This is a genomic window from Streptomyces sp. NBC_00019 (assembly GCF_045041015.1).
Classification (GTDB): Bacteria; Actinomycetota; Actinomycetes; order Streptomycetales; family Streptomycetaceae; genus Streptomyces.
The window spans coordinates 2,466,948-2,488,864 of the sequence record NZ_CP108302.1; the positions used below are offsets into that span (position 1 = coordinate 2,466,948).

The following is a 21,917-nucleotide window of genomic DNA, read 5'->3' on the forward strand; positions in this document are numbered from 1 at the left end:
CTGGATTCCCGACCTTAGCGTGGGGTGCGCGGATCGGGGCAGCTCGCGGTCGTGTTCTTCCGCCCACATGAACGCGTGTGTCGCTGACGGAAACTGGTTGTCCACAGGCCCCCACACCGCTGGTTCCGGCCAGTAATGTCGGCGTTCATGGAGCAGAGGCATCTCGGCCGCACCGGCCTGCGTGTGTCCCGCATCGGACTCGGAACCCTCACGTGGGGCAGGGACACCGACGAGCACGACGCCGCGGACCTCTTGAAGACGTTCTGGGAAGCGGGCGGGAGCCTCGTCGACACCGCGGACGTGTACGGCGACGGGGAGTCCGAGTATCTGCTCGGACGTCTCATAGAAGGGCTGATCCCGCGCCGGGATCTGGTCATCTCCACCAAGGCGGGCAGCGTGCCCGACCCGGACCGGCGGTTCGACGGCTCGCGCGGCCATCTGCTCTCCGCGCTGGACGCCTCGCTGGCCCGGCTCGGCACGGACTACGTCGACGTGTGGCAGGTCCACGCCTACGACCCGGACACCCCGCTGGAGGAAACCCTCCAGGCGCTCGACCTCGCGGTCAGCAGCGGCCGCGCGCGGTACGCCGGGGTCTCCAACTTCTGCGGCTGGCAGCTCGCCAAGGCCGCGACCTGGCAGCTGGCGGCCCCGGGCACCCGGACCCGGCTGGCCGCGACACAGCTGGAGTACTCGCTGCTCCAGCGGGGCATCGAGCGTGAGGTGCTGCCCGCCGCGCTGGACCTGGGCATCGGCCTGCTCCCGTCGTCCCCGCTGGGCCGCGGGGTGCTGACGGGCAAGTACCGCCACGCCACGCCGGCCGACTCGCGGGGCGCCTCGGACCACCTCGCCCCCTTCGTCGCGCCGTACCTCGACGACACGGCCGGCCACATCGTGGACGCCGTGCAGACCGCCGCCGACGGGCTCGCGGTGACCCCGCTCCAGGTGGCCCTCGCCTGGGTCCGCGACCGGCCCGGCGTGACCGCGCCGATCGTCGGCGCGCGCAACGCGCAGCAGCTCACGGCGGCATTGTCAGTGGAGGCCCTTAGTCTTCCTGACGAGATCTGCCGGGCGCTCGACGATGTGTCGGCGCCCGTGCACCGCTATCCCGATCACGACTGGAGCACGCTGTGAGCACGGAGCCGGAGCCCACGGAGGAGACCGAGCCCGAATCGCCGGACACCGCAAAGGACGCGGTCGCCGGCGACGCCGAGGCGGGGGCGGCGGTCGGAGGCGACGGGGCCGAGACGCCCGCGGTCGCCGAGGGCGACTCGGACGAGGCCTCCGGCGAGGCTTCCGCGGCCGACGGCGAGCAGGGCGAGGCCGCGGCCGAGCTCGCGGCGCAGAAGCTCGAGCGGGAGCGGATCGCCCGGCGCAAGGCCGAGAAGCAGGGTCCCGTCGAGGCCGGGACCAAGCTCAGCGGGAAGGCCGCCGATCTGCTGGCCGCCGTGCGGGCCGTGGAGAGCGGGGACAAGCCTGCGGCGACCGTGTTCGCCGAGCCCGAGCCGCCGCGCCGGCCCGCGCCGGAGCCCGCACAGCGCCCTCGGCCGGTGACGGCCGACGCGCCCCCGGCTCCCGCGGCGCAGACCGTCGAGTCCGTACGGCGGGTGCTGGCCGACGGCGGTGCGCCGGAGGCCCTCGTCCCGCAGGTCGCCGCCGCGCTCGGCGAGGGCGCCGCCGAGCAACTGCGCGAGGACCCCTGGCAGTTGCTGCGGGTCGCCGGGGTGCGGCCCGAGCAGGCCGACGGGTTCGCGCGGGCCCTGCTCGGCGCGGAGTGCGGTCCGGACGACGAGCGGCGGGGCCGGGCGGTGACCGTCTGGCTGCTGGAACAGGCGGCCGTGGCCGGGCACACGGCTCTCGAACTTCCCACCCTCACGGTGGCGTTGGGCAAGCAGGGGGTGCCGGATGCCGACACCGCCGTCCAGAGCACCCTCGCGGAGGCCGAGGCGCTGGTCTTCCAGGACGCCCTCGACCCGCGGGTCCCGGAACCGGAGGAGGGCGAGGAGCGCCCGGTCCGCGTCCTGGTCGGTCTGGAGCGGTACGCGATGGCGGAGGAGAGCCTCGCCGACGGACTGGCCCGGCTGATCAACTCCGTACCGAAGCAGGACGGTTCGGCCGAGGACTGGGAGCGCGCCGCCGACTCGGCCCAGGGCTCCGCCGGTGAACTGATCCGCGCGGTCGCGGGCAGCGGCCTGGTCCTCCACACCGGCGGCGAGGCGTCCCTGGCCGAACCCGCGGCTCTGCTCCGCGCGGCCCGTGAACTGGGCCTGCGTGCCTGGGCGGCAGCCCACGGCCCCCTGGGACGGTACCGCTACGCGGCCCTGGCCTCCGACGACACCGCCACCACCGTCACCGGCCTCCTCTCCGGGACCGAGGGCCCCGGCCGCGATGCCGACGGTGCGCTCGATCTCGACCTCCTCGTGGTTCTCGACGCGCCGCAGCTGGACGTGGAGAGCGCCGCGCTGCTGTCGGAGTCGTTGCCGGACGGGGCGCGGCTGGTGCTGGCCGGGGACCCGGCAGTGCTGTGGTCGGCGGGGCCGGGACGGGTGTTCGGTGATCTGCTGGCCGCGCGCGTCTGCCCCCAGATCGCCTCCCGGCGGCCGGACCCGGGCCCTCTCGGCGAGCTGGTCTCCGGTATCGGCATCGGCGAGCTGAACCAGGTCGAGGCCCCCGGCAAGGAGGTCGTGATCGTGCCGGCGCGGGACGCGGGCGAGGCCGTGCACCGAACCGTGCAGCTGGTCGCCGACTCGGTGCCGCGGGCGATCGGCGTTCCGCCCAAGGAGACCCAGGTGATCACCCCGGGCCATGGCGGCGCGGCCGGCACCCGCGCCCTCAACGCGGCCCTCAAGGAGCGGCTCAACCCCGGCCCCGGCCGCTTCGGCGGCTTCGACCCCGGCGATCGCGTCGCCTACTCCCCCACACCGGGCCGCACCCTTCCGGGCCACGTGGTGAAGGCCGACGCGGAGGGACTCCACCTCTCCTGCGCCGGTGAGCCCGTCGTCGTACCGAAGGAGCGTGTCGACGAGTCCGTACGCCACGGCTGGGCCCTCACCGCCCACCAGGCGGCCGGCGGCCGCTGGCCGGCGGTGGTCGTGGTCCTGCCGGGAGACGCGACCCAGGCACTGACCCGACCGTGGGTCTACACGGCGTTCAGCCGAGCGGACCGCCACCTGTCCGTGGTCCAGGGCGCGGACCAGGCCCTCCCCAGGGCGGTGGCAGAAATCCCGGCCAAACCCCGCACCACCCGCCTCCCCGTACTGCTCGGCACTCAGGTGCCGACCTCCGGCTGATTCGCCGGCTCTTCGTAACCTGCGGCGAGGTCACCCACCCAGGGGCGCGGGGAACTGCGCGACCAGCCACGACGCAGCCGCACACGCGAGACGGCGGCGGCCACGGAATCCCTCCGCGACCGCCGCCGCCCAAGCCCAGCGCAGCGCTACGCGTGACGTTCCAGACCCTCGTCCTCGTCCAGCTCCGCATCGAGATCGTCCAGCTCGTCCTCGCCGTCATCGATCTCGTCGTCGAACACCGCGCTGACGTCGAACCGGCACACCACCCGCTGCGGGTCGATCTGCTCGAACGGCCCCGCCAGCCACTCACCGGGATCCGCCTGCTCGTCCGCCGCGGTCACCCACAGCGTGGAGTCGCCCTCCTCCAGGCCGAACTCCTTGTGCCGGGAGGCGATCTCGTCCGGTTCGAACTCTCCGAACAGAATGCCCAACGCTCCGTGCACCGTGCCGGAGGCCTCCGCACCGTCCTCGTAGTCCGCCGCCTCGATCCGCTGCGCCTGCGCGAGCAGCCGCTGCGGCTCCGCCACCGCGTAGTCACGGCGGATCAGCACGCTCACCGCATGCGGCTCCTCGGGGCCGGTGTACGGCGGAAGCGCGTCCTCCGTGCCGGGGATCTCGAAGGGGGTGACCTCGTCGTAGCGGTCGTAGAGCAGCTCGTCGTACGTCTCGGCGGCCGCGGCGAGCTCGTTGAACGCCTCGTACACGGCCGGGTCGTCCTCCCCCGACCGGCGTTCGACCGCGGCCAGGTGGCGGTCGAGCGCGGTCTTGACCGCCTCGGCGGCGGCACGTACCTCGGCAGCGGTGGGCTGCACAGCATCAGACATAGTGCAGACGCTATCCGTACCGGGCCCCAGCCCGCACAATAGATGCGATGCCGGAATACGAATTTGTCGACGTGTACGTACCGCGCGGGGTCTCCCGCAAGGACGCCACCCGACTGCTGACGGACCATGCCGAGTACGGACACTGGGAGTTGGACCGCCTGAGCCTGCTGCGTGACGGAAGCCGCAGGGTGCGGCTGCGCCGCAGGATCATCCGCCAGGTTCGTGCCACCTGGTGAGATGACGCGACGAAAACGGAGCGGGCCCACCGATGCGGGGCCCGCTCCGTCATACGCCGTGTCCGTTATGCGGCTGCCCGTGCCTTGCGGTAGAGCACCGCGCCGGCCAGCAGCGCGCCCGCCCCGACCGGCAGGGTGAGCCCCAGCGGGAGGTCGCTGCCCGTGTGGGCGAGCTGGGCCTCGCCGTGCGGCTGGGTGACCGTCTGCGTACCGGGGTGGTTGCCGCCCGGCGAGCCCAGCGTCTCCTCGCCCGAGGACGGCGGTGTGCCCGGGGATCCGGGGTTGCCCGGTTCCACGGGGTTGCCCGGGTTGTTCGGCTGCCCGGGGTTGCCGGGCTGGTCCGGGCCGCCGGGGGGCGTCTGGCCGCCGCCCGGAGGTGTGCCGGGGTGCCCGCCGCCGGAGCCGCCGTTCGCGCAGTCGTTGCCCGTGGTGGGGTTGCCGATCCCGATGATGTCGACGCTGTTGCCGCAGACGTTCACCGGGACATGCACCGGGGCTTCGACGTGGTTGCCGGAGCCGACGCCCGGTGAGTCGCTCGCGTGGCCGTCGGACGACGAACCGCTGCCGCCGGAGCCACCCCCGTACCCACCGTCGTCGCCGTACCCGCCGGACGATCCGCTCTTGTTGGCGCACTTGTTGCCCACGGCCGGGTTGAGCACCCCGACCACGTCGACGGTGTTGCCGCAGACGTTCACCGGCGCGTGCACCGGAGCCTGCACCGTGTTGCCCGACAGCACGCCGGGCGAGTTCGAGCTCGATCCGTTGGCGGCCGAGTCGGCGTGGGCGGCACCGCCCGCGGCGGCGATCACGCCGGTCGCGGCCGCCACGGTCATCAGGCCTTTGCGGGTGACCTGTCGCATTCCTGAATTCCCCCTGCCTTTTAGATTCCGACCTGCAATCCTTGTGAAAAGACCGGTCGGCCCCGGAGCGCATGGCGCGCGCTCCGGGGCCGACACGGGTGCCAAACGACCCTCAGCGGATCGATGTCACTTGTTGATGCAGGTGTTGCCGAAGGCGGGGTTCAGCAGACCGATCACGGAGATCGTGTTGCCGCACACGTTCACCGGGACGTGGACGGGCACCTGAACGACGTTGCCGGACAGAACACCCGGGGAGTGCACGGCAGCACCCTGGGCACCCGAGTCGGCGACGGCCAGGCCCGCACCCGCGAGAACCAGGCCACCAGTGGCAGCCGCAGCGGCGACGACCTTCTTGATCATTATTCCTCCTTGTTGGCAAAAGCGATCTCGTGTTACTGATCGCATCACCTGTAACGAGGACGGAGTAATGAAGCTACGAGCCTATGAGTTCATTCACCCTTCTCATTCGATTCCGCACGGGCTGTCGAATATCGACGTCAATTCTCGGCTTACCGCCGTCAGGACGCGTCGATGAACCGGTCGAGCACCCGCACACCGAACTTGAGCCCCTCCACCGGCACGCGCTCGTCGATGCCGTGGAACATCCCGGCGAAGTCGAGCTCCGGCGGCAGCTGGAGCGGCGCGAAGCCGAAGCAGCGGATGCCGAGGTCGTCGAAGGACTTGGCGTCGGTGCCGCCGGAGAGCATGTAGGGCACGGCGCGGGCGATCGGGTCCTCGGCGCTCAGGGCGACCTGCATGGCGTCGACGAGCTTGCCGTCGAAGTCGGTCTCCAGGGCCTTGTCGCCGTGCACGTCCTCGCGGCGCACGCGCGGGCCGAGGATGCGGTCGAGGTCGGCGAGGAACTCCTCCTCGTAGCCGGGCAGGAAGCGCCCGTCGACGTGGGCGGTGGCCTGGCCGGGGATGACGTTGACCTTGTAGCCGGCGCCGAGCATGGTGGGCGCCGCCGAGTTCCGCAGCGTGGCGCCGACCATCTTGGCGATGCCGCCGAGCTTGGCGAGGGTCTCGTCCATGTTCTCGGGGTCGAGCTCGGTGCCGAGCGCGTCGGAGAGCTCGTCGAGGAAGGACCGCACGGTCTTGGTGACCCGCACCGGCCACTTGTGCCGCCCGAGCCGGCCGACGGCCTCGCACAGCTCGGTGATCGCGTTGTCGTTGTTGGTCATCGAACCGTGGCCGGCCGTGCCGTCCACGGTGAGCCGCATCCAGTGCATGCCCTTCTGGGCGGTCTCGACCAGGTAGAGCCGCAGATTCTCGTTGACGGTGAAGGAGAACCCGCCGACCTCGCCGATCGCCTCGGTGACGCCCTCGAAGAGATCGGGATGCTTGTCGACCAGGTACCGGGCGCCGTACGTGCCGCCCGCCTCCTCGTCGGCGAGGAAGGCGAGGACGATGTCGCGCGGGGGCTTGCGGCCACTGCGCATCCAGTCGCGGACGACCGCGAGGGTCATCGCGTCCATGTCCTTCATGTCGACGGCGCCCCGTCCCCACACGCACCCGTCGGCGACCTCGCCGGAGAAGGGGTGGTGGGTCCAGTCCGCCGCGTTGGCCGGCACGACGTCGGTGTGCCCGTGGATGAGCAGCGCCGGCCTGGAGGGGTCCTCGCCCTCGATGCGGGCGACCGTGGAGGCGCGCCCCTGGTGGGATTCGAAGATCTGCGGTTCGAGGCCCACCTCGGCGAGCTTCTCGGCGACGTACTCGGCCGCCTTGCGCTCCCCCGGTCCCGAGTGGTCGCCGTAGTTGCTGGTGTCGATCCGGATCAGCTCACGGCAGAGGTCCACGACCTCGTCCTCGCCGGTGACGTGCCTGGTCGTGTCCGTCCCGCTCACGCTGGTTCCTCCCGCTGTCACTGCTGGTGGTTCCCCTCATCCTCCCTCTCCGACCGGCCGCGCCCAAGAGCGGACCCGGCCCGTCACACGCCGTTCACGCGGGGACCAGGGGGTGATCGGGGCACCTCGAAAGCCTGGTAATGTTTCCTCTGTCGCCGCGAGGGGAACCCCGCGCGACAGACACCTTGTCCGGGTGGCGGAATGGCAGACGCGCTAGCTTGAGGTGCTAGTGCCCTTTATCGGGCGTGGGGGTTCAAGTCCCCCCTCGGACACCAGCTGAAACCCCTGTTGATCAGGGGTTTTTTGCTTTTCTCGCGCATCTGCGAAATCTCCCCCGCCGAGTCGGCAACTTCGCGTCCCTCCGCGGTCACTACGCCCTGACACCGCACCATCCAGCACCCCCTATTCAGGGACGAACAGGGACGAAGCGGATGAGACGAGCACGTGCACCAAAGCTGTACGCGGCGATGGCCGGGCTGGGCCTGGCGGTCGCGACCGCCGCGGTACTGGTGACGCCCGAGGCCTCGGCGGCCACCGCGGCCGCCACCGGCTACGCGACCCAGAACGGCGGAACCACCGGCGGAGCGGGCGGGGCGACCGTTCGGGCCACGACCGGGACGCAGATCCACGCGGCCCTGTGCGGCCGGGCCGACAGCAGCACCCCGATCACCATCGAGGTCGAGGGGACGATCAACCACGGCAACACGACGAAGGTCTCGGGCGACAGCTGCAACACCGCCGACGGCGTGATCGAGCTCAAGCAGATCAGCAACGTCACCCTGATCGGGGTCGGCAGCGGTGCCGTCTTCGACCACCTCGGCATCCACATCCGCGAGTCGAGCAACATCATCATCCAGAACGGGACCGTCCAGAACGTCAAGAAGTCGGGCTCGCCGACCTCCAACAGCGGTGACGCCATCGGCATGGAGAGCGACGTCCGCAACGTCTGGGTCGACCACGTCTCGCTCGTCGCGTCCGGCGGTCCAAGGACGTCCTCGGCACCTTCTACACGGACCTGGCCGGGTACTGGCAGGTCAGCGGGAACATCTTCGACAACGTGACGTGGTCCGCCGCCGGGGACGAGAACAACCCGGCGGGTCCCGACCCGGTGTCCAACACCTCGGTGAGCATTCCGTACGCCTACACCCTCGACCAGGCGTCCTGCGTACCCGCCGTGGTGGACAGGACGGCGGGCGCGGGGACGGGGCTTGCCGTGTCGGACGGCAGCTGCACGGCCCAGACGGCGACCGCGACCCCGACCGCCACGACCACGCCGACGGCGACGCCCACGGCCACCGCGACCACCGGCACCAACCTCAGCATCGGGGCGGGATCCGACGGTTCGAGCAAGGCCGACGGCACGAGTTACGGCAACGTCCGCGACGGTGACCCGAGCACCTACTGGTCGCCGAGCGGCTCGACCGGCCGCGTCTCGATCAAGTGGGGATCGGCCACCACCCTCTCGAAGATCGCCGTCGAGGAGACCTCCGCCGCCGCGGGCAGGGTCGGCGCCTGGCAGGTGCTCAATGCCGACACCGGCGCGGTCCTGACCTCCGGCAGCGGTGCGGGCACGATCACCTTCGCCCCGACCTCGCTGAAGAAGGTCACCTTCGTGATCACCAGCGGGAACGGCACACCACAAATAGCCGAACTCGAGACGTACGCGCAGTAAACAAAAGCGCCAACTCGGCCTGTTCCCGGAGCTCTTGGGTGATGTGGGGCATGTCTCGTCCAGAGCCCGGAGCCGCAGGTCAGACCATGTGCGGCCCGTTCGGGTACCCACCCGAACGGGCCCCTGCGGTGGCCGCTCCCAGGGCACGGACCTAGCGTCGTACTAAAATTTCCGGCTTGTTACGGAGCTGGACCCGGACAACCCCAGGCAGACCTGCGGGCCCGCCAGCACCCCGGGGCTTCCGGGATCGAGACGCGAGGACCGATGGCAGCCATACACGAGAGCAGTGCTCTCGGCCTGCTCGAGGACGAGATCCGCGAGCGGTTCGGCGATACGGCACGTTTCTCCGGGGGCCCTGCGGCCTCTCCGCGCACGCTCGTCGACGTCTTCGACGCGTCGGTGCGGTCCTACCCGGACGAGCCCGCGCTGGACGACGGTACGACCTGCCTGACCTACCGTGCGCTCGCCGCGGAGGTCGAGCGGCTGCGCCGCGGGCTCGCCGACGCCGGGGTCGGGCTCGGCGACCGGGTGGGTGTCCGCGTTCCGTCCGGGACCAACGACCTCTACATCGCGATTCTCGCCGTGCTCGCCGCCGGTGCCGCCTACGTCCCGGTGGATGCCGAGGACCCGGACGAGCGGGCCGAGTTGGTGTTCGGGGAGGCGGACGTACGGGCCGTCGTCGGGGCCGGTCACGAACTGACCGTCACCGGACGCAGCGAGGTCCCCGCCGCGCGGCCCGGCATCGAGCACGACGCGTGGATCATCTTCACCTCCGGATCGACCGGGAAGCCCAAGGGCGTCGCCGTCAGCCACCGCAGTGCCGCCGCGTTCGTGGACGCCGAGGCCGCGCTGTTCCTCACGGACGACCCCATCGGTCCGGCTGACAGGGTCATGGCGGGGCTGTCGGTCGCCTTCGACGCGTCCTGCGAGGAGATGTGGCTGGCGTGGCGGTACGGGGCCTGTCTGGTGCCGGTGCCGCGTGCGCAGGTCAGGAGCGGTGCCGATCTGGGGCCCTGGCTGGTGGAGCAGGAGATCACCGTCGTGTCGACGGTGCCGACGCTGGCCGCGCTCTGGGAGCCGGAGACCCTCAACGACGTGCGGCTTCTGATCTTCGGCGGTGAGGCCTGCCCGCCCGAGCTGGTGCAGCGGCTGGTGACCGAGGGGCGCGAGGTCTGGAACACGTACGGGCCGACCGAGGCGACCGTCGTGGCCTGTGCCTCGCTGATGAGCGGCGAGGAGCCGATCCGGATCGGGCTGCCGCTGGACGGCTGGGAGCTGGCCGTCGTCGACGAGGCCGGGGCGCCCGTACCGATGGGCGCCACTGGACAGTTGGTGATCGGCGGCGTCGGGCTCGCCCGCTACCTGGACGCCGACAAGGACGCGGAGAAGTACGCGCCGCTGGAGTCGCTGGGTTGGGAACGGGCGTACCGCAGCGGTGACCTCGTCAAGGCGGAGCCGGAGGGGCTGGTCTTCCTCGGGCGGGCCGACGAGCAGATCAAGCTCGGTGGGCGTCGTATCGAGCTCGGCGAGGTCGACGCCGCTCTCCAGGCGTTGCCGGGAGTCGCGGGAGCGGCTGCCGCCGTGCGCACCGCCCGCAGCGGCAACCAGCTCCTTGTCGGCTACGTCGTCACGCAGGACGGCTGGGACCAGGCGACGGCGGTCGAGAAGCTGCGGGCCGAACTGCCCGCGGCCCTGGTGCCGTTGCTGGCGCCGGTCGACGAGCTGCCGACCCGGACGTCGGGCAAGGTGGACCGTGGCGCCCTGCCGTGGCCGCTGGAGAACCCCGAGACCAGTGGTCCCGCCGAGCAGCTCTACGGCACCGAGGCGTGGCTCGCCGAGCAGTGGAGCGAGGTGCTCGGCATCCCCGTGTCGAGTGCGCGTGACGACTTCTTCGCGATCGGCGGCAGCAGCCTCGCCGCCGCCCAGCTCACCACTCGGCTGCGCACCCGCTATCCGAGCGCGGCCGTCCTCGACATCTACCAGCAGCCCGTGCTGCGGAAGTTGGCGCGGCACCTGGAGGAGTCGGCGCAGGACGACGGGGCCGCGCGGATCGTCGCCCCGGTCCCGGTGCGCGCCCAGGTGATCCAACTCCTCGCCATGGTCCCCCTGTTCACCCTGCTCGGACTGCGCTGGACCGTGGTCCTGGCCGCGCTGGGCAACGTACTGCCCTACGCGTGGCTGCCGACCGCCTCCTGGTGGCTGGTCGGGGCGGCGGCGCTGGTGCTGTTCAGCCCGCCCGGTCGGCTCGCGATCGCCGCGGGCGGGGCGCGGCTGCTGCTGCGGGGTGTGCGGCCGGGACGGTACGCGCGTGGTGGCGGTGTGCATCTGCGGCTGTGGGCGGCCGAGCGGCTGGCGGAGTTCAGCGGGGCGACCTCGCTGACCGGGTCGTGGCTGGAGCGGTACGCGCGGGCGCTGGGCGCCAAGATCGGCCCTGATGTCGACCTGCACTCGCTGCCGCCGGTGACCGGCATGCTCAAGCTGGGCCGGGGCGCTGCCGTCGAGTCCGAGGTGGACCTGTCCGGGTGGTGGCTGGACGGCGACCGGCTGGAGATCGGCCCGGTCCGGGTGGGCGCGCACGCGGTCGTCGGGACGCGCAGCATCCTCTTCCCGGGCGCGCGGGTCGGCAAGCGGGCCGAGGTGGCGCCGGGTTCGGCGGTCACCGGGCAGATCCCCACCGGTCAGCGCTGGGCGGGCGCGCCCGCGGTCAAGCTGGGCAAGGCCAAGCGGAACTGGCCCAAGGAGCGGCCGCGCAAGGGCACGTACTGGCGTGTGATGTACGGCCTGACGGGCTTCGCGCTCACCGCGCTTCCGGTGCTGGCGGGGGCGGCCGCGTTCCTGGTCGGGCGGGTGTTCTTCACGCCGGACGCGCCTCTGACGGGCGCCGCCGTGGCCCTCGTACCGGCGACGCTCGCCTTCGGGCTGGCGTACGCGCTGCTGATCCTGGTCGCCGTACGACTGCTCAGCCTGAGGCTGCGGGAGGGCACGCATCCGACCCACAGCCGGATCGGGTGGCAGGCCTGGACCGTCACGCAGCTGATGGACCGCTCGCGCGAGACCCTCTTCCCGCTGTACGCCGGGCTGGTCACGCCGGTGTGGCTGCGGCTGCTCGGGATGCGGATCGGGCGAGGTGCCGAGGTGTCGACCGTGCTCGCCCTGCCGAGCCTGACCACGGTCGGCGAGGGCGCGTTCCTGGCCGACGACACGCTGACCGCGCCGTACGAGCTCGGTGGCGGCTGGATGCGGATCGGGCGGGCGGAGATCGGGCGGCGGGCGTTCCTCGGGAACTCGGGGATGACCGCGCCGGGGCGGTCCGTGCCGGACGGCGGGCTCGTCGGGGTGCTGTCGGCGACGCCGAAGAAGGCGAAGAAGGGGAGCTCGTATCTGGGGCTGCCGCCGGTGAAGCTGCCGCGGGCCGCCGCCGGCGGTGACCAGAGCCGGACGTACGACCCGCCGGCGCGGCTGCTGTGGGCGCGCGGTCTGGTCGAGCTGTGCCGGATCGTGCCGGTGTTCTGCTCGGCGGCCATCGGGGTGCTGACGGTGGCGGCGCTGTGTGCGCTCGGTGTGTGGGCGTGGGCGCTGGCGGGCCTTGTGCTGCTCGCGGCGGGAGCCGTGGCCGGGCTGGTGTCGGTCGTCGCGAAGTGGCTGCTCGTGGGGCGGCACCGCAGTGGGGAGCATCCGCTGTGGAGCGGCTTCGTGTGGCGCAACGAGCTCGCGGACACGTTCGTCGAGGTCGTGGCGGTGCCGTGGCTGGCCGGTTCCGTGCCCGGTACGCCGCTGATGACGGCGTGGCTGCGGGGGCTCGGCGCACACGTCGGCAAGGGCGTCTGGGTGGAGAGCTACTGGCTGCCGGAGACGGATCTGGTGACGCTGGAGGACGCGGCGACGGTGAACCGTGGCTGTGTGCTCCAGACGCACCTCTTCCACGACCGGATCTTGCGGACGGATACTGTGGTCCTCCGTGAGGGCGCGACGCTGGGTCCTGGCGGGATCGTGCTGCCCGGCAGCACGATCGGGGCCCGGACGACCCTGGGTCCCGCGTCGCTCGTCATGGCAGCGGAGTCCGTCCCCGACGACACCCGTTGGCTCGGCAACCCGATCGAGGCATGGCGTCCCTGAACGCCGGCCACTCGGCACGGGAGAGCGGTGCACCCGAGCGGAGTGGCGGCATGGCACAGGGAGTAGACACAGCGGTGGCGGTTCAGCAGGCGGCGGGTTCGGACCCGTATTTCCCGGAGAACGGTGACGCGCGGTACCGGGTGCACCGGTACGAGCTCGCGCTGGACTACCGCCCGGGCCCGAACCGGCTGTCCGGCACGGCCCGGATCAACGCCATCGCGGGACGGTCGCCGCTGGGCGAGTTCTTCCTGAACCTGGCCGACTTCAAGGTCGGCCGGGTGCGGGTGGACGGCCGGCAGCCGCACTACACGCATCGCGGCGGCAAACTGCGGATCCGGCCCGCGAAGCCGGTCCGGCCCGGGGCCGCGTTCACGGTCGAGGTGCACTGGGCGGGCAACCCCAAGCCGGTGAACAGCCCGTGGGGCGGTCTGGGCTGGGAGGAGCTGGAGGACGGGGCGCTGGTGGCGAGCCAGCCGATCGGGGCGCCGTCCTGGTACCCGTGCAACGACCGGCCCGCGGACAAGGCGTCGTACCAGATCTCGATCACGACGCCGTCGGCGTACTCGGTGGTGGCGGGCGGGCGTCTGCTGACCCGTACCACGAAGGCCTCCACGACGACCTGGGTGTACGAGCAGTCGGCGCCGACGTCCAGCTATCTGGTGGGGCTGTCGGTCGGCAAGTACCAGACGGTGCTGCTGGGCGACCCCGGGCTGGGCGGGGTGCCGCAGCACGGGCACATCCCGTCGCATCTGCTCCCCCAGTTCTCCAGGGACTTCGCGCGTCAGCCGCAGATGATGGACCTGTTCCAGGAGCTGTTCGGCCCCTACCCCTTCGACGAGTACGCGGTCGTGGTGACGGAGGAGGAGCTCGATGTCCCCGTCGAGGCACAGGGGTTGTCGCTGTTCGGCGCCAACCACGTGGACGGGGCGCGGGGTTCGGAGCGGCTGGTCGCGCACGAGCTGGCCCACCAGTGGTTCGGCAACAGTGTGTCCATCGCGGACTGGCGGCACATCTGGCTCAACGAGGGGTTCGCGAAGTACGCCGAGTGGCTGTGGTCGGAGCGGTCGGGCGGGCGGACGGCCCAGCAACTCGCCGCCGCCGCGCATCGGTTGCTGTCGTCCCTGCCGCAGGATCTGAAGCTGGCCGATCCGGGCCGCAAGTCGATGTTCGACGACCGGCTCTACGAACGGGGCGGGCTGACCGTGCACGCGGTGCGGTGCGCGATGGGTGACGTGGCCTTCTTCCGCATGCTGCGCTGCTGGGCGGGGCTGCACCGGAGCGGCGCCGTGACCACGACGACGTTCACCGCGCATGCCTCGCGCTTCTCGCCCGAGCCGCTGGACGAGGTGTTCCAGGCGTGGGTGTACGGGACGGCGCTGCCGCCGGTGCCCCTGCCCGAGACGCGGGCGGCCGGCTAGTTCCGGGAGAATGGCGGCCATGAGCACGCGTTCCTGCCCCTGCGGCCTGCCCGAGCCCTACGACAAGTGCTGCGGCCGCTATCACGCCGGCGCCGCCGCGGCACCGACCGCCGAGGCGCTCATGCGGTCCCGGTACTGCGCCTTCGTCAAGCAGGACGCCGCCTATCTGCTGCGGACCTGGCATCCGCGGACCCGGCCCGCGAGCCTCGACTTCGACGCGGGCATGCGGTGGACCGGTCTGGAGATCCTCGGCACGGGTGACGGGTCGGCGTTCCACTCGGTCGGCACGGTGACCTTCCGGGCCTCGTTCCGGGGCGGGTCGCTGCACGAGCGGAGCCGGTTCGAGCGGGTGGACGGGGCGTGGGTCTATGTGGACGGGGACTTCCTGGAGTGACCGTCCCGGCGGGCACTCGGTGCCGTCGGGGTGGGAGACCTCTTCAGCGGATCGATGATCCGCTCGATGTCCGTGCGTCGGTCTCCCCGGTCACGGTGCGAGGATGTCCAGCTCCTGCAACGCGCCCACCGTGATCTCCCGGGTCAGCGTCTCCGCGCGGACCGCGTCGCCGGCGCGGACCGCCTCGGCGACCTGGACGTGCAACGTCACCGCGGCGGGGTCGGGGTCCTCGAACATGACCTCGTGGTGAGTGCGGCCGGCGAGGACCTCGGCGACGACGTCCCCGAGGCGGGCGAACATCTCGTTGCCGGAGGCGTTGAGGATCACGCGGTGGAAGGCCACGTCGTGGATCAGATAGCCCTCCAGCTGGTGGCCCCGTGAGTGGGCGACCATGCCCAGCGCGCACTCGGTGAGTTCGGCGCACTGCTCCGCCGTGGCGTTCTTCGCCGCCAGGCCCGCCGCGACCGGTTCGAGCGCGGAGCGCAGGACCGTCAGTGACCGCAGCTGCCCGGGGCGGTCGGCGCCGGCCAGGCGCCAGCGGATGACCTGCGGGTCGTAGACGTTCCACTGCGCCTTCGGACGGACCGTGACGCCCACGCGGCGGCGGGACTCGACCAGGTGCATGGACTCCAGGACGCGGACCGCCTCCCGCATCACCGAGCGGGACACATCGAACTGCTGGGCCAGTTCGTCCGTGCGCAGAACGCTGCCCGGCGGGTACTCGCCCGCGGTGATCGCGGGGCCGAGGGATTCCAGTACTTGGCCGTGCAGCCCCCGGCCCGATGTGCTCATGCACTCAGCGTACGCGTCAGGTCACGGACTCAAAAAGTCAGACTTATTCATCACAGACTCTTGAATTTGTCGTACCTAATGGGTTTCAGTTGCGTCGACGCCCCAGGGCGTCCACGTGTCGATGAAGACAGCAGACAGTGAGGCAGCGATGAACACCCCCCATGTCGTCGTGGTGATGGGCGTCGCGGGCACCGGCAAGACCACCATCGGTCCCCTGCTCGCCGCCCGTCTCGGCGTCCCGTACGCCGAGGGCGACGACTTCCACCCGCCGGCCAACATCGCCAAGATGTCGGCCGGCACCCCGCTCACCGACGAGGACCGGTGGCCCTGGCTGGACGCCATCGGCGACTGGGCGGACGGACGGGCGGGACTCGGCGGGGTGGTCAGCTGCTCGGCGCTGAAGCGCTCGTACCGCGACCGGCTGCGCGCCGCCGCTCCCGGGCTCGTCTTCGTGCACCTCGCGGGCGATCGCGCCCTCATCGAGGACCGCATGTCCCATCGGCAGGGGCACTTCATGCCGACCGCTCTGCTCGACTCCCAGTTCGCGACCCTCCAGCCGCTCCAGGAGGACGAGGCGGGAGTCGTGGTGGACGTCACCGGCAGCCCCGAGGAGATCACCGGCCGGGCCGCGAAGGCCCTGACCGAGCTCCCGTAACCCCCCGCGCAAGACCCCTCCCCTCCCCATCCCCGTACCTGCAAGGGAACCCCCGTGACCAGACTCAGCGTCGAGTTGCTGGCAGCGGACCCGGTCGAGCCCATCACCTCGGCCGGTCACGCTCAGCTGGGCATCGCAGTCCTGGCGGGCATCGCCGTCATCGTCCTGCTCATCACCAAGTTCAAGCTCCACGCGTTCCTGTCGCTGACCATCGGGTCGCTGGCGCTGGGCGCGTTCGCCGGAGCGCCGCTCGACAAGGTCATCGCCAGCTTCACCGGCGGCCTCGGCACCACCGTCGCCGGCGTGGGCGTGCTGATCGCGCTCGGCGCGATCCTCGGCAAGATGCTCGCCGACTCCGGCGGCGCCGACCAGATCGTCGACACCATCCTCGCCAGGGCGGGCGGCCGCTCGATGCCGTGGGCGATGGTGCTGATCGCCTCCGTGATCGGTCTGCCGCTGTTCTTCGAGGTCGGCGTCGTGCTGCTGATCCCGGTCGTGCTGATGGTCGCCAAGCGCGGCAACTACTCGCTGATGCGCATCGGCATCCCGGCGCTGGCCGGTCTGTCCGTGATGCACGGCCTGGTCCCGCCGCACCCCGGCCCGCTGGTCGCGATCGACGCGATCGGGGCCGACCTGGGTGTCACCCTGGCGCTCGGCGTGCTCGTCGCCATCCCGACGGTGATCATCGCCGGTCCGCTGTTCTCCCGGTACGCGGCCCGCTGGGTGGACGTCCCGGCGCCGGACAAGATGATCCCGCAGCGCCCGTCCGAGGACCTGGAGAAGCGTCCCGGCTTCGGCGCCACGCTGATCACCATCCTGCTGCCGGTCATCCTGATGCTCTCCAAGGCGCTCGTCGACATCGTCATCGACGACCCCGAGAACACCACGCAGCGGGTCTTCGACGTCATCGGTTCGCCGCTGATCGCCCTGCTCGCCTCGGTGCTCCTCGGCATCTTCACGCTGCTGCGGCCCGCCGGGTTCGGCAGGGAGCGCCTCACGCCGCTGGTCGAGAAGGGTCTCGCGCCCATCGCCGGCATCCTCCTGATCGTCGGCGCGGGCGGCGGCTTCAAGCAGACGCTGATCGACACCGGCGTGGGCGCCATGATCCTGGACATCTCCGAGGACTGGTCGATCCCGGCGCTGCTGCTGGCCTGGCTGATCGCGGTGGCCATCCGGCTCGCGACGGGTTCGGCGACGGTGGCGACCGTGTCGGCCGCGGGGCTCGTGGCTCCGCTGGCCGCCGACATGTCGACGACCCACGCGGCCCTGCTGGTCCTCGCCATCGGCGCCGGCTCGCTCTTCTTCAGCCATGTCAACGACGCCGGGTTCTGGCTGGTCAAGGAGTACTTCGGCCTGAACGTCGGCCAGACCATCAAGACCTGGTCCGTCATGGAGACGATCATCTCGGTGGTCGCCGGTGGCCTGGTCCTGCTGCTCTCGCTGATCATCTAGGGATACGGGAAGTACGACGATGAGTCACCCTCTGTTCGACATCAGCGGCAGGACCGCCCTGGTCACGGGCTCCAGCCGGGGCATCGGACTCGCCCTGGCCCGGGGTCTCGCGGAGGCCGGCTGCACGGTGGTCCTCAACGGGCGGGACGGCGAGCGGCTCACCAAGGCCGCCGCCGAACTGCCCGGCGACCGCGTCCACACGGCCGTGTTCGACGTGACCGACGGCGCCTCGGTGGCCGCCGGGATAGCGGACGTCGAGGAACGCGTCGGCCCGCTCGACATCCTGGTCAACAACGCGGGCATGCAACTGCGCGCCCCGCTCCTGGAGTTCACCGACTCCGACTGGCACCGCATCCTGGACACCAACCTGACCAGCGCGTTCCTGGTCGGCCGGGAAGCGGCCCGGCGGATGACGGAACGCGGCCACGGCAAGATCGTCAACATCTGCTCGCTGCAGAGCGAGGTGGCCCGTCCCGGCATCGCGCCGTACGCGGCCACCAAGGGCGCGCTGAAGATGCTCACCAAGGGCATGTGCGCCGACTGGGGCCCGCAGGGCGTCCAGGTCAACGGTCTCGGCCCCGGCTACATCGAGACCGAGCTGACCCAAGCCCTCGTCGAGGACGAGGAGTTCAGCTCCTGGGTGCGTCGCCGCACCCCGGCCGGCCGCTGGGGCCGTACGCAGGACCTGGTGGGCGGGGTGCTCTTCCTCGCCTCGCCCGCCGCGGACTTCGTCAGCGGGCAGATCCTGTATGTCGACGGCGGAATGACGAGCGTGCTGTGATGACTCTCGGTTGTGTGATCCATGGGCAAGGCGACCTGCGGGTCGAGGAGTTGGCGGCGCCGTCGCCCGGTCCGGGGCAGGCCCTGGTCGCGGTCCGCTATGGCGGGGTCTGCGGCTCCGATCTGCACTACTGGCGGCACGGCGGGGTCGGGGACTTCCGGCTGAGGGAGCCGATGCTGCTCGGGCACGAGGTGGTCGGGACGGTCCTCTCGTACGGTGCCGGTGCGTCAGGTCCGGTTTCCGGTACGGCCGTTGCGGTGCACCCGGCCTCTCCCTGCGGGGTGTGTCCGGAGTGCGCCGACGGCCGGCGCAACGTCTGCCGTGACACCCGCTATCTCGGCAGTGCGGCACGCTTTCCGCACGTCCAGGGCGGGTTCGCGGCCCAAGTGGTGGTGCCCGCCGAGCAGTTGAGGCCCCTGCCGGACGGACTTGACCTTCGCCGGGCGGCTCTCGCCGAGCCCCTGTCCGTCGCGTTGCACGCGGTGCGGCGGGCCGGGGAGGTCGCGGGCAAGCATGTGCTCGTCACCGGGGCCGGGCCCATCGGCTGTCTGGTGGTCGCGGCGGCGAAGGCGGCCGGTGCGGCCCGGGTGACGGTGACGGACCTGCTGCCCGCGGCTCTGCGGTACGCGGAGACCGCCGGCGCCGACACCGTCGTACGGGCCGACGATCCGGATGATGCCGCGTGGCCGTCCGAGGTGGACGTGGCCGTCGAGGCGTCCGGGGTCGCGGCCGGGCTGGACACCTGTCTGCGGCTGGTGCGGCGCGGGGGTGTGGTCGTGCAGCTCGGGATGTTGCCGCCGGGGCAGTCGCCGTTCGCCGGGAATCTGGTCGTGAGCCGGGAGATCGAGCTGCGGGGGGCGTTCCGTTTCGACGGGGAGTTCGACGCGGCGCTGGAACTGCTCGCGGCCGAGCCGTCGTTCGACGGGCTCGTCAGCGCGGTGGTCCCGGTCGGGGAGGCGGAGTCGGCGTTCGCGCTGGCCGCGGACCGGAACGTGTCCTGCAAGGTGCTGCTGGACTTCCAGGGCTGACCCGGTCCCGCCGCCTGTGGTCGCCGGTGCGCGAAGCGGAACCGGCGGCTCGGTGCCCTGCAAGATCCTGCACTCGGCTTCGCCCTGATTCGGCTTCCCTGTCGGCGCGGTCGGCCCGATGATGGGAGGCCCCTGGGAACGGCATCCCAGGGGCGACCGTGTCGGGGGGCGTCATGGCGGTTTCCCTCGGGGTGCGCATCTCGGGGCTGCTCCTCATCGGAGCGGTGGCGGTGGCCGCCGCGGCCTTCACCGGTGACGGGAGTGACACGTCGGACAGAGGCGACGGCGGGGGCACGATCGTCACGGTCGGCCCCTCGGGCCGTTCGCCGGCGGGGCGTACCGGCTCCCCCTCCCCCGTCGTCCCGGCGCGACCCAGGCCCGACGGGCATGTGAACAGCCCCACCGCGACTCCCGGGCCGCTGCGGAGCCCGGACGCCTCGCCCACCCCCGCCCCCACCCCCGCTCCCTCCGTGAGCAAGAGCCCCCTCGACATCCCCGTCTGGCTGCCGCCGGGTCCGGGTTCACCCGACGCCGACGGCATACCGGACCCGTCCAGCGTCTACGACGGACTCCGCGCCCCCACCGAGTGCCGGACCGCCCTCGATGTCATCCCCGGGAAGCCGGCGGACGACGAGTGGCGGTTGCTGCGCGGGCTCGCCTCCGCCTGTCTCGCCGTGCAGGGCAAGGGCGGCAGCTGGGAGACGGCGTCGCGGGACTTCGCCGCGCTCGCGGGGAAGTCCGGCACCTGCAAGGGGCGGGCCGGGTACACCGTGCTGGGCGGGCTGCTCGACTTCCACCGGCGGCATCCCGCCGCCACCGTGCGGCTCGAGGCCGCCTCCGGTGGCAATCCCGCGTGCGCGTACACGATCGCCGGGGTCGACTCGGGCGGCGACGGTCAGGCGCGGCCCGGGGAGACCGTCGGTGTCGAGCTGTCCGGAACGTACTTCGACCATGCCGAACTGCTGCGGGACGGGCGGGTGTTCATCGACGGCCGGCAGCTGGACGGGCCGCCGGTCCTCGCCTCCGAGGCGGGTGACCATCTGGTGCTGAACGTGGTGGTGCCGGTGGTGGAGGGCCTGCCGAGGGCGGTGGACGTGGCCGTCCGGTTCGGGGGCGTCGAGGTGCGGGCACAGGACGCGTTCACCGTCGTGGCGCCTGCTCCCACGATGTCCGAGCCGGGGACGCCCACCACGTCAGTGGCGCCACAGGGAGTGTTCCCGCTCGGCCCACTCCCGGCTCACCTTCCCCGTCCGCAGGCCGCGCCGCGCCTCCGGGTCCCCTAGCGCCATGCCGATGTGGCCGGCGAGGACGATACCGACGGTCAGGGCCAGCCAGTCATGGACGAAGGTCGCGCTGGTACGCCACTGGATCGGGGTGAGGTGGGTGAACCACATCAGCAGACCGGTGCCGAGCATCACCAGCGTGGCGCCGGCGATCCAGGAGGCGTAGATCTTCTGCCCGGCGTTGAACTTGCCCGCCGGACGCGCCGAGGGCCGCTTGTCGCGGCGCAGGGCGGCACGCAGCCATGTCCGGTCGTGCGGGCCGAAGCGGTTCAGGAAGCGCAGGTCGGTACGGAAGTGGCGGGAGACGAGGCCGGCCAGGACGGGGACCGGCAGGGCGAGGCCGGACCACTCGTGGATGCGGACGACCAGCTCACGGCGGCCGACGAGCTCGGCGAGCTGGGGGATGTAGAGACAGGCTGCGGTGAGCACGCAGACGCCCATCAGGGCGGCGGTCGTGCGGTGCACCCAGCGCTGGGAACGGCCGAAGCGGCGTACGCGCGTCTCCGGAGGGGCTTCAGCTCGTAGGGTCATCGTCCCGTCCGTTCGACTTGCCGACCCAGGCGTCGACGTCGTAGCCGCGCTCCTCCCAGTAGCCGGGGTCCACGTCCTCGGTGACGGTGATGCCGGAGAGCCACTTGGCGGACTTGTAGAAGTACATGGGTGCGACGTACAGGCGGACCGGGCCGCCGTGGCTGTGGCCGAGGTCCTTGTCCTGCATGCGCAGGGCGACCAGGACGTCCGCGCGGCGGGCCTGGTCGAGGGTGAGGCTCTCGGTGTAGGTGCCGTCGAAGCAGGTGAAGCGGATCGCGGTGGCCTTGGCCCGTACTCCGGCGGCGTCGAGCAGCCGGGAGAGGCGTACGCCCTCGAAGGGGGTGCCCGGGACCCGCCAGCCGGTGACGCACTGGACGTCCTTGACCATCCGGGTCTGGGGCATCGCCCGCAGGTCGGACAGGGTGTAGGTGGCCGGGCGGTCGACGAGACCGTCGATCTTCAGGCGGTAGTTCGAGGCGTTCTTGTGGGGGACGGAGGAGGTGACCGAGTAGTAGCGGAAGCCGCCGCCGTTGGGGAGCAGGCCCGTGAGGCCGGTGGGGTCCTTGTCGGCCGCGCTGCCCAGGAAGGACTCCAGGCCGCGTTGCAGAGTGGGCGCGGCGACCACGCCGAGGGCGCCCAGGCCGAGGGTGCCGAGGAGGACACGGCGGCCGATGGGCCTGCCCTGTTCCTCGGGTTGTCCGGAGTTCACTCGTCCATTCGAACACCCGCGGGCCCTGGCGGACC

Annotated in this window: 18 protein-coding genes, 1 tRNA gene and 1 pseudogene; 13 read left to right on the forward strand and 7 right to left on the reverse strand. The window is 71.7% G+C overall.

All coding sequences use genetic code 11. From position 1 onward, the window contains the following. The first annotated feature begins 147 nt into the window (after positions 1-147). Positions 148-1,131: an aldo/keto reductase gene (locus tag OHU89_RS11850; RefSeq protein ID WP_266894623.1), complete on the forward strand. Its 984-nt coding sequence runs from the start codon at positions 148-150 to the stop codon at positions 1,129-1,131. Continuing rightward, entirely contained in the window at positions 1,128-3,287 is a 2,160-nt protein-coding gene (locus tag OHU89_RS11855; RefSeq protein ID WP_405642227.1) for a helix-hairpin-helix domain-containing protein, read from the forward strand. Before OHU89_RS11850 ends, OHU89_RS11855 begins: the two co-directional genes overlap by 4 nt. A 146-nt stretch (positions 3,288-3,433) precedes the next feature. On the opposite strand, the gene OHU89_RS11860 is transcribed toward OHU89_RS11855, so the two are convergent. Beyond that, complete coding sequence (locus OHU89_RS11860; protein WP_405642229.1) at positions 3,434-4,111, reverse strand: hypothetical protein; 678 nt, start codon at positions 4,109-4,111, stop codon at positions 3,434-3,436. A 47-nt stretch (positions 4,112-4,158) separates the two neighbouring features. On the opposite strand from OHU89_RS11860, the gene OHU89_RS11865 reads away from it, so the two are divergent. Continuing rightward, the gene (locus OHU89_RS11865) at positions 4,159-4,347 is read left to right on the forward strand and encodes a DUF5703 family protein (protein WP_005485166.1); all 189 of its coding nucleotides are present in this window, start codon (positions 4,159-4,161) and stop codon (positions 4,345-4,347) included. Positions 4,348-4,412: 65 nt separating this feature from the next. Here OHU89_RS11865 and OHU89_RS11870 read toward each other — a convergent pair whose 3' ends face one another. The 3 genes from OHU89_RS11870 to OHU89_RS11880 form a co-directional block, all read right to left on the reverse strand. Then, positions 4,413-5,207, reverse strand: coding sequence for a chaplin (locus OHU89_RS11870; RefSeq protein WP_405642231.1), 795 nt, complete (start codon positions 5,205-5,207; stop codon positions 4,413-4,415). A gap of 126 nt (positions 5,208-5,333) precedes the next feature. After that, a complete protein-coding gene (gene chpH, locus OHU89_RS11875) occupies positions 5,334-5,567 on the reverse strand; it encodes a chaplin ChpH (protein WP_030954008.1) in 234 nt (77 codons plus the stop codon). Positions 5,568-5,725: 158 nt separating this feature from the next. Beyond that, positions 5,726-7,051 carry a M20/M25/M40 family metallo-hydrolase gene (locus OHU89_RS11880; RefSeq protein WP_405642232.1) on the reverse strand — a complete coding sequence of 442 codons (1,326 nt, stop codon included), beginning with the start codon at positions 7,049-7,051 and terminating at the stop codon, positions 5,726-5,728. Between the two features lie 187 nt (positions 7,052-7,238). On the opposite strand from OHU89_RS11880, the gene OHU89_RS11885 reads away from it, so the two are divergent. The 5 genes and pseudogenes from OHU89_RS11885 to OHU89_RS11905 all read left to right on the forward strand — a co-directional run bounded on the left by OHU89_RS11885 (position 7,239) and on the right by OHU89_RS11905 (position 14,651). Next, positions 7,239-7,326, forward strand: a tRNA-Leu gene (locus OHU89_RS11885). A gap of 156 nt (positions 7,327-7,482) precedes the next feature. Beyond that, a pseudogene (locus OHU89_RS11890) lies at positions 7,483-8,723 on the forward strand (pectate lyase). 264 nt (positions 8,724-8,987) lie between these two features. Next, positions 8,988-12,839 (forward strand): Pls/PosA family non-ribosomal peptide synthetase, encoded by a 3,852-nt coding sequence (locus OHU89_RS11895; RefSeq protein ID WP_405642234.1) that lies wholly within the window; start codon positions 8,988-8,990, stop codon positions 12,837-12,839. A 74-nt stretch (positions 12,840-12,913) separates the two neighbouring features. Then, positions 12,914-14,257 (forward strand): M1 family metallopeptidase, encoded by a 1,344-nt coding sequence (locus OHU89_RS11900; RefSeq protein WP_405654438.1) that lies wholly within the window; start codon positions 12,914-12,916, stop codon positions 14,255-14,257. A 10-nt stretch (positions 14,258-14,267) separates the two neighbouring features. After that, positions 14,268-14,651, forward strand: coding sequence for a YchJ family protein (locus OHU89_RS11905; protein ID WP_405642236.1), 384 nt, complete (start codon positions 14,268-14,270; stop codon positions 14,649-14,651). Positions 14,652-14,741: 90 nt separating this feature from the next. On the opposite strand, the gene OHU89_RS11910 is transcribed toward OHU89_RS11905, so the two are convergent. Further along, complete coding sequence (locus OHU89_RS11910; protein WP_307032898.1) at positions 14,742-15,443, reverse strand: FadR/GntR family transcriptional regulator; 702 nt, start codon at positions 15,441-15,443, stop codon at positions 14,742-14,744. A 148-nt stretch (positions 15,444-15,591) separates the two neighbouring features. Between OHU89_RS11910 and OHU89_RS11915 the strand changes: the two genes are divergently transcribed. The 5 genes from OHU89_RS11915 (at position 15,592) to OHU89_RS11935 (ending at position 20,642) form a co-directional block, all read left to right on the forward strand. Further along, complete coding sequence (locus OHU89_RS11915) at positions 15,592-16,098, forward strand: gluconokinase (protein WP_266894604.1); 507 nt, start codon at positions 15,592-15,594, stop codon at positions 16,096-16,098. 54 nt (positions 16,099-16,152) lie between these two features. Beyond that, positions 16,153-17,550, forward strand: a complete 1,398-nt coding sequence (locus tag OHU89_RS11920) for a GntP family permease (protein ID WP_405642239.1) — start codon at positions 16,153-16,155, stop codon at positions 17,548-17,550. Positions 17,551-17,569: 19 nt separating this feature from the next. Beyond that, complete coding sequence (locus OHU89_RS11925) at positions 17,570-18,331, forward strand: SDR family oxidoreductase (protein ID WP_266894602.1); 762 nt, start codon at positions 17,570-17,572, stop codon at positions 18,329-18,331. Next, positions 18,331-19,359 (forward strand): L-idonate 5-dehydrogenase, encoded by a 1,029-nt coding sequence (locus OHU89_RS11930; RefSeq protein ID WP_405642241.1) that lies wholly within the window; start codon positions 18,331-18,333, stop codon positions 19,357-19,359. The genes OHU89_RS11925 and OHU89_RS11930 overlap by 1 nt, the downstream gene beginning before the upstream one ends. A 173-nt stretch (positions 19,360-19,532) precedes the next feature. Continuing rightward, complete coding sequence (locus OHU89_RS11935) at positions 19,533-20,642, forward strand: hypothetical protein (protein WP_405642243.1); 1,110 nt, start codon at positions 19,533-19,535, stop codon at positions 20,640-20,642. Here the strand turns inward: OHU89_RS11935 and OHU89_RS11940 are convergent. Both OHU89_RS11940 and OHU89_RS11945 read right to left on the reverse strand, forming a co-directional pair. Then, positions 20,553-21,173 carry a cytochrome b/b6 domain-containing protein gene (locus OHU89_RS11940; RefSeq protein ID WP_405642245.1) on the reverse strand — a complete coding sequence of 207 codons (621 nt, stop codon included), beginning with the start codon at positions 21,171-21,173 and terminating at the stop codon, positions 20,553-20,555. The genes OHU89_RS11935 and OHU89_RS11940 overlap by 90 nt on opposite strands. After that, a complete protein-coding gene (locus OHU89_RS11945) occupies positions 21,157-21,882 on the reverse strand; it encodes a molybdopterin-dependent oxidoreductase (protein ID WP_405642247.1) in 726 nt (241 codons plus the stop codon). The genes OHU89_RS11940 and OHU89_RS11945 overlap by 17 nt, the downstream gene beginning before the upstream one ends. Between the last annotated feature and the right edge of the window lie 35 nt (positions 21,883-21,917).